The following is an 11,013-nucleotide window of genomic DNA, read 5'->3' on the forward strand; positions in this document are numbered from 1 at the left end:
GTCCGTCTGCTGGTCGCGCTCAGTCGTGCGATGGACGCGCGTGACAGACGCGCTCAGTCGCGCGTCGTGATCCCGAAGGGCGAGCTCTCGAGGTTCGTGAAGTTCCCCACCGTCGCCCGGACGGTGCACGACGGGGCGACGGACAGCGCGGTGACAACGAGCCCGTCGGACGACACGGCCAACGCGCCCGAGCAGCCGTCGGCGAACCGCACGCCTGACTCTCCGCCGGCCACGTCGACGAGCATCTGCGACGGGCGCCCGCTGCTCGGACTGCGGTACAGCGGGTTGAGCTCGTCGGCGCCGTTCGGCCAGACCGGCACCAGGGTCACCGGCAGTGCCGTCTGGCTGACCGTCCGGTCGGGCGTCCGGACCTCGACGCCCTGCAACCGCTGGACGGGGTAGGCCGTCCCGCGCACGGCGTCGTCGGTCACGGCTGCGGTGGTCGCCTCGCCGACGCCGTCGAGCCAGGTCTGCAGGGCTGCACCGTCCTCGACGGCGAGTGGCACCGAGGCCTCTACGGTGACGTCTCCGCCGGCGGGGACCTCGACGCCGGACAGGCTCCACGCGCACGCGGTGTCCACGCCGGTCAGTGACGGCTGGTTGCGCTTCGCGGTGATGCCCTCGCCGGACCAGGTGACGGCGGGGCAGGAGGCTCCCGAGCGGGCACCCGGCAGCACCTCGAGGAACGGTCCGCTGAGGGTGGCCGCCTGTGCCGCGTACGTGACGCGCAGGTCCACGGTGCCCTTCGCCGGGTCGACGGTGGCGCGCCGTGTGGTCGCCAGCCCGGTGGGCAGTGGCCGGTCCTGCTGGTAGGCGTTGGCGGCCTGTGCGGTCGCGGTACCGGCGCCCGGCGTCTTCCGGAGGGCCCCTGGCAGCCACACGACGCCACCGACGACCAGCGCGGCGACGAGCACGACGCCGATGCCGCCGAACAGGAGTGCACGGTCGGTCAGCCACTCGGGGCGGGCGAACCGACGCGTCGGTTCGGGCTCGGTGGCCGGTGCAGCGGGCAGCGGCTGCCGCGCCATCGGCCGGATGACGGTCTGCGACCCGGCGGGGCCGAGCTCCGGGGCCGGCCCGACGACCGCGGCGTCGTCCCCGGTGGCGGTGGTCCGGGATCCCGCCGCGTCGTCGGGACGGACCCCACGGACGACGGTCGCCGGACGCTCGACCTCGTCGAACGAGTCCGGGTCGCTGGAGGCGACCAGTGCGGGTGCCGAGGCGAGGGACCGTGCGAGCCGACGGAGGGTCCCCGCCGCGTCGGCCGCCGACGGCCGCGCGTTCGGGTCCTTCGCGAGCAGGGCGGACACCGCGGCCCACAGGGCGTCGGGCACGTCGAGCGGGGGCGGGTTCGAGGTGACGTGGCGGTAGGCGACGGCGAAGTCCGTGCCCGGTCCGGCGAACGGTGTGCGACCGGACAGCAGCTCGTAGAGCATGACCCCGGCACCGTAGACGTCGGCGGCCGGACCCGAGCGTCCGTGACTGATCGACTCGGGTGCCATGTACTGCGGCGTGCCGAGGAGCCCGGTGGTCGTGCGTTCGCGTTCGGCGACGACCGACGCGATCCCGAAGTCGGTGACCCGGACGGCACCGGTGGCACCGGGGACCCACGCGGTCTGGAGCAGGACGTTGTCGGGCTTCACGTCACGGTGGGTGACGTCCTGCTCGTGCGCCGCGGTGAGTGCGTCGAGGGTCTCGGCGGTGATCGTCAGGGCGTCCCGCGGGAGGAGCGGACCGTTCGACGCGAGCAGGTCGCGGGCGGACCCACCCGGCACCAGGTCCATGACGATCGCGAGCCGGTCACCCTCGACGACCAGGTCGCGGACGCGCACGATGGACGGGTGCTGCAGGGCGAGGAGCACCGAGCGTTCGCGGACGAAGCGCTCGACGATCTGCGGGTCGGCGGCGAGTTCGGCACGCAGGAGCTTGGCCGCGAAGGCCTCGCCGGTCGCGGAGTGCTCGACCCGCCAGACCTCTCCGGTGGCGCCGGTCCCGAGCAGTTCGACCAGCCGGTAGGACGCACCGAGCGGTTCGCCCTGGCCGTACTGCCCTTGACGGTCCTGCGCCACGCGTTCCCCGATCCCCCGATGGCCGACCCCTCGCCGACCACGCAATGTTACCGGCCGGCGGCCTGCTCCGGCGCCGCGTACTGCACGTCGATCGCGTGCTGCGTGAACCCCGAGCGCCGGTACAGCGCCAGCGCCGGCTCGTTGTCCCCCTCGACGTAGAGTGCGGCGGCGGTCAGGCCACGGCCGCGCAGCCGAGCGGTGCCCGCACGCATGAGCACACCGCCGAGTCGCTGCCCCTGCAGGTCGGGCCGCACGGCGACGGCGTAGAACTCGCCGATGCTGTCCTCGACCTTGAGCCAGCACGAGCCCGCGAGCTGCCCGGAGGCGTCGCGGAGCAGCAGCAGGTCCTCGCCTGCGAACCAGTCGTCGGCCTCGCGTGCGTGCAGGTCGTCGAGCGTCATGCGCCCCTGCTCGGGGTGGTGGGCGAAGGCGGCGGCGTTCAGCGCGAGCCAGTCGGTCTCGTCGTCGGTGCCGGGACGGAACGCCGACAGGGAGTAGCCGTCGGGCAGCGCGACGTCGGCGTCGACATCGGACTCGGCGACGGGTGCCCGGAGCTGCAGCAGCGTGCGGACCGCGCGCCAGCCGAACCGGTCGGCCAGCGCCCGTGCTGCCGGGTGGTCCCCGTGCGCCCACGCGAGCCGGGGAGCGGCCCCGCCGCCCAGCGTGAGTGCCTGCGACACCAGGGCCGTGCCGATGCCCCGGCCACGGGCCTCCTGGGCGACGACGAGTTCCAGCTCGCCGTCACGGACCACCGCGACCCCGTGGTCGACGGTCAGGACGGTCGCGCGCCCCGCGCGGACGTCGACCAGGGTCTGGTCGGAGAACGGGGGAGCCTCGCCGGGGGCGACGAAGCTGCCGAGGTCGGGCAGCACTACTGCCCCATCAGGCGCTCGGCCTCGTCGTCGTAGACGTTGAAGCGGTACCCGACGTTGCGGACGGTGCCGATCAGCGACTCGAGGTCGCCGAGCTTGGCGCGCAGTCGTCGGACGTGCACGTCGACCGTGCGGGTGCCACCGAAGTAGTCGTAGCCCCAGACCTCGCTGAGCAGCTGCTCGCGGGTGAAGACGCGTGACGGGTGGGTGGCGAAGAAGCGCAGGAGTTCGAACTCCTTGAACGTCAGGTCGAGCGGCCGGCCGCGCACCTTGGCGGAGTAGCTGGCCTCGTCGATGACGACACCGGACGCCTGGATCTTCGAGCTCGTCTGGCCCTTCGCCGCACGACCGGCCGACAGCCGGATGCGGGCGTCGATCTCGGCCGGGCCGGCGCTCTCGAGCACGACGTCGTCGACGTTCCAGTCGCTGTTCACCGCGGTCAGCCCGCCCTCGGTGACGACGAGCACGATCGGCGTGGTCGATCCCGACGAGGCGAGGATCTTGCACAGGGCCTTCGCGCTGACCAGGTCGGTGCGGGCGTCCACGAACATCAGGTCGCTCTGCGGGGCGTTGACCAGCTGTGCGGCCTCGGCCGGCACGTGGCGGATCCGGTGGCTCAGGAGGCCCAGGCTCGGCAGGACGTCTCCGGGCGCGGTCGAGGTGAGTACCAGGAGCTGTGCCACAGGACCTCCGGAGGTGGATGACGTCGTGGAGACATCCTAGTGATGCTCGGGAAGGACTCATCCGGCCGGACGGATTGCGCGTCGTCCCGCACCGCACGGTGCGTGCGTTCCGCACGTCCCTGACATGATGGAGCGCGTGACCGAGCCCGTGCACCCCACCGACCAGCGTCGCCTGCGGCTGACGTCCGTCCTGCCGGTCTGGGTGCTGGCGGTCGTCGGGGCCGTGCTCGTGCTGACCGTGGCCGAGCGCGACGCCTTCGCCTGGCTGCTGCTCGTCTTCGTCGCCTGCGTGATGGTCAGCTTCGTGTTGCAGCTCATCACCGCCACGAAGGACGGTCTGGTCGAACGGATCAGCATCGCGTCGTCCGGGGCGTTCGTCGTGGTCCTCGTCACCGCGGTGGTGCTCCTGGCGCGTTGAGCCGAGCCGCGTAGACTCCGAGCATGGATTCGCTGCTTGCGCTCGAGCTCTTCTACGTCGGCCTCCTCGGCCTGGCGTCGCTCGCGATCGCGTTCATCTCGGTGGTCGTCGTCGTGAAGCTGTTCAAGGGCCAGCGTTGATCGAGCTGCCCGAGGGCCTCGCCCCCGAACTGGTCCCGCTGTCGTGGCTGGTCGGCGTGTGGGAGGGCACCGGTGTGGTCGAGTACCCGGTCGGTGACGACGACGAGGTCCGGAACTACGAGTTCGGCCAGCGCGTCAGCTTCAGCCACGACGGCCTGCCGTACCTGAACTACTCGTCCACCACCTGGCTGCTCGACGACGACCACACCCCGCTCGCCGCCGAGATGGGCTACTGGCGGATCGACCGTCCCACCGAGCCCGGCGACCGCGGCCCCGCGATGCTCCTGGGCGACGGACCCACGCCCTTCAGCACGGTCGAGAGCGTCGAGGCGCTCCGCAACACCACGGACGGCTTCGACGTCGAGGCCGCGATCATCCACCCGACGGGCGTCAACGAGCTCTACGTCGGCCGTGTGCTGAAGGGCCGGATCGACCTGTCGACCGACGCCGTGCTGCGCTCGCCGAACGCGAAGGACTACTCCGCCGCGACCCGCCTGTACGGACTGGTCGAGGGCAAGCTCTTCTGGGCGTGGGACATCGCCGCGCTCGGTCGCGAACTCACCTCGCACGCCTCGGGGCAGCTCGCGAAGGTCGACTGATGTCGGTGTTCGCCGCGCGTGACGGCTTCGTCGCCGCCGACTCCGTCGCCGCGCACTTCGGCAACCCGATCGGGGAGCAGCGCCTGCTGACCCGGGGGCGCGCCGTCGTCGAGCTAGGACTCGGTGTCGTCACCGTCACCGGACCGGACCGGCTGTCGTGGCTCAACTCGATCACCTCCCAGCAGCTCACCGGGTTGCCGACCAGCGTCAGCACCGAGACGCTCGTCCTCGACCAGGCCGGACGCGTCGAGCACGCGGCTCGCGTCGTCGACGACGGTGCGACGGTCTGGCTGCTCACCGAGCGCGCTGACGCAGCGCCGCTCGCCGGGTGGCTCGACTCGATGCGCTTCATGCTCCGGGTCGAGGTCGCCGACCGCTCCGCCGACTTCGTCACCCTCGGCTGGTTCGGGGCGGACGCCCCGTTCGCGTCCGTCGAACTGCCGGAACCGCCCGTCGCCGAGTGGGTCGACCCGTGGGGCGCCGTCACGCCGGGCGGGTGGGGCTACGCCGCCCCGGAGGCGCACCCCGGCTCCGACTGGACCCTCCGCATCGCCGTGGTCACCCCCGGCACCGCGGCCGCGATCGCCGCGTCGGACGTGCCCGTCGCGGGGCTGCTCGCGTACGAGGCGCTGCGGATCGCCGCCTGGCGCCCGACCCTGTCCGACGTCGACGAGCGGACGATCCCGCACGAGCTCGACTGGCTGCGTTCCGCCGTGCACCTGTCGAAGGGCTGCTACCGCGGGCAGGAGACCGTCGCCAAGGTCCACAACCTCGGGCACCCGCCGCGTCGGGCCGTGCTGCTGCACCTCGACGGGTCCGACGGCGTGCTGCCGGCGCCCGGCACCCCCGTGCTGCTCGACGACAAGCCCGTCGGCCGGCTGTCGGCGTCGGCGATCCACCACGAGCTCGGTCCGATCGGGCTCGCCGTGGTGAAGCGCTCGCTCGACCCCACCGCGACCCTGCGGCTCGAGGCCGACGACGTCGTGGTGACCGCGGCGCAGGAGACCATCGTCCCGCCCGAGGCCGGTGCCACGGCGAACGTCCCGCGCCTGCCCCGCCTCGGAGCCGTCAAGCGCTCCTAGCCTGCGCGCTGAGGGTCGCAAGACACCGGTGTTCGCCGGTCGCACCGCGGTTCGCGGGTGTTCGGAGCGCGAACACCGGTGTCCTGCGCGCTGGCGTCAGGCGGGCTCGACGGCCGACCACGGGACGCTGAGCTCGCCGAGCCGCCAGCGCGTCACCCCGTGCAGCACCGGCCAGCCGCGGTCACGCATCCCGCGCACGGCGGCGATCCATCGTTGCCGGGGCCCGTACGTGCCGAGCGGTGCGGCGACCGCCCACGACAGGTCGAGGTCCCGCAGGAACGCGTGCACCCGTTCGCCGGGCACGTTGCGGTGGATCAGCGCCTTCGGCAGGCGCTCGGCGACGATCGAAGGCACGTCGAGCCCGGCGAGCCGGAGGGACACCGTGAACGTCTGCGGCGCGACGTCGTCGAGCGTCACCCACGAGGCCACCCGACCGACCTCGTTGCAGGTCCCCTCGACGAGCGCACCGCCGGGCTGCAGCCGGTCCTGCATGATCCGCCAGGACCCGACCACCGCGGACTCGTCGTACTGCCGCAGCACGTTGAAGGCCCGGATGACGGCGGGCCGGCGCTGCCCGGGCGTCGGCGTCTCGAAGCCCCCCAGGCGGAACGTCACGCCGTCGCGGGTCCCGGCGTTCGCGAGCGCGACCCGCGAGGGCTCGATCTCGATGCCCGTCACCTCGACGTCGGGTCGGACGGCGGCCAGCCGGTCGCGCAGTTCGAGGGTGGTGGTCGGCGATGCCCCGTAGCCGACGTCGGCGACGAGCGGGTCGTCCGTCCGGCGCAGCACCGGCAGGGTCGCGATCCACCGGTCGACGCGGCGGAGCCGGTTGTACCCGGTCGTCCCGCGCGTCACGTTCCCGATGGGCATGCGTCAAGGGTACGGGGCCGGTACCGCTCGGTAGACTCGGGGGCATGACCTCCACGCTCGTCCTGCTCCGTCACGGCAACAGTGACTGGAACCAGAAGAACCTGTTCACCGGTTGGGTCGACGTCCGGCTCAGCGAGCTGGGCGAGAAGGAGGCGAAGCGCGCCGGCGACCTCATCGCCGAGTCCGGCATCGTCCCCGACGTCCTGTACACCTCGCTCCTGACCCGTGCGATCCAGACGGCGGACATCGCGCTGCTGCAGGCCGACCTGGCCTGGCTGCCGGTGAAGCGCGACTGGCGCCTCAACGAACGCCACTACGGCGACCTGCAGGGCAAGGACAAGGCCCAGACCCTGGCCGAGTACGGCGAGCAGCAGTTCATGGAGTGGCGCCGTTCGTTCGACGTCCCGCCGCCCCCCATCGCCGACGACGCCGAGTGGTCGCAGTTCGGTGACCGTCGCTACGCCGAGCTCGGCGACCAGCTGCCCCGCACCGAGTCGCTCAAGCTCGTGATCGACCGTCTGCTGCCGTACTGGGAGTCCGACATCACGAAGGACCTCGCCGCCGGCAAGACCGTGCTGGTGACGGCCCACGGCAACTCGCTGCGTGCGCTCGTGAAGCACCTCGACGGCATCTCCGACGACGACATCGCCGGCCTGAACATCCCGACGGGCATCCCGCTGGTGTACGAGCTCGACGACGACTTCACGCCGACGAAGCCCGCGTACTACCTGGACCCCGAGGCCGCCGCCGCCGGCGCCGCCGCCGTGGCCGCCCAGGGCGCCAAGAAGTAGCACCCACGCAGAACGCCCCGTCCGGCATCCGGGCGGGGCGTTTGTGCGTGTGCCGGGCTTCGCGAAGGCGACAGCGGGCCGCCGACGTTCCGCCGACTCCTGTCGCTCTGCCAGGAGGAACGGATCGCCCCGTCGACGACCTGTCGCTTCGGCAGCACGGTCGGCTCGACGAGCCGTGGCTGGTCAGACGAAGTGCGACGCGATCTCCTGCACCAGTGCCCCGACGTCGTACGGCTTCGTCGTGTCGACCCGGATCACCGGGACGCCGGGCAGCCCGACGGGCCGGGCGTCGTCGCCGTGCTCGTCCCAGAAGGCCAGCACGTCGGCCAGGTCCCCGTGCACCTCGTGCCGCACCGGCACGGTGCCCGGTTCGTACCGGTCGCGCAGCCGCTGCTCGGCGGTGGCGCGGTCCGTGTCGCACCACACCTCGACGGCGCGAGGCGACCCGGCGGACGCGAGTCCGGCCTCCAGGAGGTCCCGGTCACGCGACGGCAGCCAGACGGCGTCGAGGACGACCCCGTTCTCGACGGCCCGCGCCATGGACCACATCGTGTCCATCGCGATGCCACCGAGCGGCCGCGAGGCGATCATCGGGCCGACGACGTCGGCGAGGGGCTCCTTGATGCGGTCCTTCGACAGGAACGGGCAGCCGAGCACCTCGGCGAGTGCCGTGCCGATGCTGCTCTTGCCGGAACCGGGCATGCCGTTGACGATGATCGCGACCTGGGCCATGCCACGATCCTCGCAGACCGATCGAGCCGGGTCAGACCGATCGGTCCGGGTCAGACCGATCGGGTCGGGTCAGACCGCCGCGGTCGAGGTGGACGCGCCGGTCCAGTCGCCGGTCGCCAGGTACTCGACCTTCTTGGCGATCGAGACCGCGTGGTCGGCGAAGCGCTCGTGGTAGCGGGAGGCCAGGGTGGCGTCGACGGTGTCGATCGGACCGCCCTTCCAGGCCTCGCCGAGCACGAAGTCGAAGACGCTGGCGTGCAGCTCGTCGACGGCGTCGTCCTCGTCGCGGATCTCGGCCGACAGCGCGATGTCCTCGGTGGCGAGCAGCCGCGTGAGCTTCTGCGCCATCGCGACGTCGTGCCGGCCCATCTCCTTGAACGTGCTGCGCAGGCCCTTCGGCACGACCTTCTCGGGGAAGCGCTGGCGGGCGAGCTGCGCGATGTGCTCGGCCATGTCGCCCATGCGCTCGAGCGAGGAGCTGACGCGCAGGGCGGTGACGACGACGCGCAGGTCGCGGGCCACCGGTGCCTGGCGGGCGAGGATGTCGATCGCGATCTCGTCGAGGCTGTTCGCGGCGAGGTCGATCTTCTCGTCGTCGGCGATCACCTCTTCGGCGAGGGCGACGTCGGAGTCGCTGAAGGCCTGGGTGGCTCGGGTGATGGCGGACTCGACGAGCCCGGCGATCTCGGTCAGTCGCTCCTGGACGTCCTGGAGTTCCTGCTGGAAGACTTCGCGCATGGGGGAGTACCTCTCTCTGCGTACCGGACGAGTGTCGTCAGCCCAGGTGAACGAACGGTGACGCGGGGCTGAACGCTTCGCGTTCTGGCCTTCCGCAGACGGTGAACGGTACCGGAACCCCGCATGACCATCCCTACACTGGCGGCATGGACAACGCGTGGCTCGTGCCACTGTCGATGCTCCTCGGCGGGGTCTTCGGCGCGGGCGTCGTGGTGCTGATCATCACCGCCGAGCGGACGGCTCGTGCTGCCGACGTGGCGGAGCGGACCCTGCCGGACGGCGTCGCAGCGGTCATCGCGACGATGCACAACCCGGCGGTCGTCATCGACCCGTCGAACACCGTCGTCGCGGCATCCCCCCAGGCCCTCACTGCGGGGCTCGTCGTGCGCCGACGCCTCGTGCACCACGAACTGCTCGAGCTCATCGACCGGGTGCGCAAGAGCGGGGAGATGGGGTCGGAGGACCTCGAGCTGCCGCGCGGCCGCCACGGGGAGCTCATCGGCTACCTCAGCTTCCGTGCCGCCCAGCTCGGCAACCGGTACGTCCTGCTCACGGCCGACGACCTGACCGAGAGCCGGCGCATCGACGAGGTCCGCCGCGACTTCGTCGCCAACATCTCGCACGAGCTGAAGACGCCGATCGGCGCGATCGGCCTGCTGTCCGAGACCCTCGTCCTCGCCGCCGACGACCCCGCGCACGTGAAGAAGTTCGCCGCGCAGCTGATCACCGAGTCCGAGCGACTCGGGGCGCTGACGAAGGACATCATCGAGCTGTCCCGGCTGCAGTCCGTCGACGCGCTCGAGAACAGCGAGGAGACCGGCATCGACAAGATCGTGCAGGCGGCGATCGACGCGAACGAGGTCGTCGCCCGCGCCCGCTCGATCGAGATCATCCGCGCCAAGAAGTCGAAGCTGCGGGTGATGGGCGACCGCGGGCTGCTGCAGGTCGCGGTGTCGAACCTCATCGCCAACGCGGTGAAGTACTCGCCGGACAACACCCGCGTCGGTGTGGGCGTGCGGTCGTCGAAGGGCTTCGTCGAGATCGCGATCACCGACCAGGGTGTCGGCATCCCCGAGGCCGACCTCGACCGGGTCTTCGAACGGTTCTACCGTGTCGATCCCGCACGGTCGCGTGCCACCGGGGGCACCGGCCTCGGGCTCGCGATCGTCAAGCACGTCGTCAGCAACCACGGTGGTGACGTGCGCGTCTGGTCGCAGCCCGGCAAGGGTTCGACCTTCACCATCCGTCTGCCCGAGGCAGATCCCGAACTGACCACAGCACTCGAAGAGCAACTGGAAGAGCAGCCATCGTGACCAAGATCCTCATCGTCGACGACGAGCCGGCCCTGAGCGAGCCCCTGGAGTTCCTGCTGCAGCGTGAGGGGTACGAGACCTCCGTCGCTGCCGACGGCGTGACCGCGCTGTCGAAGTTCGACGCGGAGAACCCCGACCTGGTGCTCCTCGACCTCATGCTGCCGGGCCTGAGCGGCACCGAGGTGTGCCGGCAGATCCGGACCCGGTCGAACGCGCCGATCATCATGCTGACCGCGAAGGACTCGGAGGTGGACATTGTCGTCGGGCTCGAGCTCGGCGCCGACGACTACGTGACGAAGCCGTACTCGACCCGGGAGCTCCTGGCCCGGATCCGTGCCGTGCTCCGTCGCCGGACCGAGGACGACCCGGCGGACAGCGGGATCCTGCAGGTCGGCGGCATCCGGATGGACGTCGAGCGGCACACGGTGTCGGTCGACGGGTCCGAGACCCCGATGCCGCTCAAGGAGTTCGAGCTCCTCGAACTGCTGCTCCGGAACGCCGGCCGTGTGCTGACCCGCGGGCAGCTCATCGACCGGGTGTGGGGTTCCGACTACTTCGGCGACACCAAGACCCTCGACGTCCACATCAAGCGCATCCGCTCGAAGATCGAGCGGGTCCCGTCGACCCCCGAGATCCTGGTGACGGTCCGCGGCCTCGGCTACCGCATCGAGGCCTGAGGCGGACGGACAGGAGGCCCGGTGCGAGT

Annotated in this window: 12 protein-coding genes; 6 read left to right on the forward strand and 6 right to left on the reverse strand. The window is 71.6% G+C overall.

What is annotated here, in order from left to right:
* Positions 1-53: 53 nt before the first annotated feature.
* Genes BIU89_RS00005 through BIU89_RS00015 form a run of 3 tightly spaced genes read right to left on the reverse strand, consistent with a single transcriptional unit; the run spans position 54 to position 3,624 of the window.
* Complete coding sequence (locus BIU89_RS00005) at positions 54-2,069, reverse strand: serine/threonine-protein kinase (protein ID WP_071244000.1); 2,016 nt, start codon at positions 2,067-2,069, stop codon at positions 54-56.
* Positions 2,070-2,116: 47 nt separating this feature from the next.
* Positions 2,117-2,941 (reverse strand): mycothiol synthase, encoded by an 825-nt coding sequence (gene mshD / locus BIU89_RS00010; protein ID WP_071244001.1) that lies wholly within the window; start codon positions 2,939-2,941, stop codon positions 2,117-2,119.
* Positions 2,941-3,624, reverse strand: a complete 684-nt coding sequence (locus tag BIU89_RS00015; protein WP_017888078.1) for a response regulator transcription factor — start codon at positions 3,622-3,624, stop codon at positions 2,941-2,943. The genes mshD and BIU89_RS00015 overlap by 1 nt, the downstream gene beginning before the upstream one ends.
* 136 nt (positions 3,625-3,760) lie before the next feature.
* Here BIU89_RS00015 and BIU89_RS00020 point away from each other — a divergent pair, with 136 nt between their 5' ends.
* The 3 genes from BIU89_RS00020 to ygfZ all read left to right on the forward strand — a co-directional run bounded on the left by BIU89_RS00020 (position 3,761) and on the right by ygfZ (position 5,863).
* Entirely contained in the window at positions 3,761-4,042 is a 282-nt protein-coding gene (locus BIU89_RS00020; protein ID WP_128780538.1) for a hypothetical protein, read from the forward strand.
* A 136-nt stretch (positions 4,043-4,178) separates the two neighbouring features.
* Positions 4,179-4,781, forward strand: coding sequence for an FABP family protein (locus tag BIU89_RS00025; protein ID WP_027466617.1), 603 nt, complete (start codon positions 4,179-4,181; stop codon positions 4,779-4,781).
* On the forward strand, positions 4,781-5,863 hold the full coding sequence (gene ygfZ, locus BIU89_RS00030) for a CAF17-like 4Fe-4S cluster assembly/insertion protein YgfZ (RefSeq protein WP_071244003.1): 1,083 nt from the start codon (positions 4,781-4,783) through the stop codon (positions 5,861-5,863). The genes BIU89_RS00025 and ygfZ overlap by 1 nt, the downstream gene beginning before the upstream one ends.
* Before the next feature lie 96 nt (positions 5,864-5,959).
* On the opposite strand, the gene BIU89_RS00035 is transcribed toward ygfZ, so the two are convergent.
* Positions 5,960-6,733: an SAM-dependent methyltransferase gene (locus BIU89_RS00035; protein ID WP_071244004.1), complete on the reverse strand. Its 774-nt coding sequence runs from the start codon at positions 6,731-6,733 to the stop codon at positions 5,960-5,962.
* A 44-nt stretch (positions 6,734-6,777) separates the two neighbouring features.
* Between BIU89_RS00035 and BIU89_RS00040 the strand changes: the two genes are divergently transcribed.
* Positions 6,778-7,524, forward strand: coding sequence for a phosphoglyceromutase (locus BIU89_RS00040; protein WP_071244006.1), 747 nt, complete (start codon positions 6,778-6,780; stop codon positions 7,522-7,524).
* A 183-nt stretch (positions 7,525-7,707) separates the two neighbouring features.
* Here the strand turns inward: BIU89_RS00040 and BIU89_RS00045 are convergent, their stop codons facing one another.
* Positions 7,708-8,256: an AAA family ATPase gene (locus tag BIU89_RS00045; protein WP_035809234.1), complete on the reverse strand. Its 549-nt coding sequence runs from the start codon at positions 8,254-8,256 to the stop codon at positions 7,708-7,710.
* A 69-nt stretch (positions 8,257-8,325) separates the two neighbouring features.
* On the reverse strand, positions 8,326-8,994 hold the full coding sequence (phoU, locus tag BIU89_RS00050) for a phosphate signaling complex protein PhoU (RefSeq protein ID WP_027466613.1): 669 nt from the start codon (positions 8,992-8,994) through the stop codon (positions 8,326-8,328).
* A gap of 146 nt (positions 8,995-9,140) precedes the next feature.
* On the opposite strand from phoU, the gene BIU89_RS00055 reads away from it, so the two are divergent.
* Positions 9,141-10,307, forward strand: coding sequence for a sensor histidine kinase (locus BIU89_RS00055; protein ID WP_027466612.1), 1,167 nt, complete (start codon positions 9,141-9,143; stop codon positions 10,305-10,307).
* Positions 10,304-10,984 carry a response regulator transcription factor gene (locus BIU89_RS00060; RefSeq protein WP_027466611.1) on the forward strand — a complete coding sequence of 227 codons (681 nt, stop codon included), beginning with the start codon at positions 10,304-10,306 and terminating at the stop codon, positions 10,982-10,984. Before BIU89_RS00055 ends, BIU89_RS00060 begins: the two co-directional genes overlap by 4 nt.
* Positions 10,985-11,013: the final 29 nt, after the last annotated feature.

The organism is Curtobacterium sp. MCBA15_005 (assembly GCF_001864855.1).
Classification (GTDB): domain Bacteria; phylum Actinomycetota; class Actinomycetes; order Actinomycetales; family Microbacteriaceae; genus Curtobacterium; species Curtobacterium flaccumfaciens.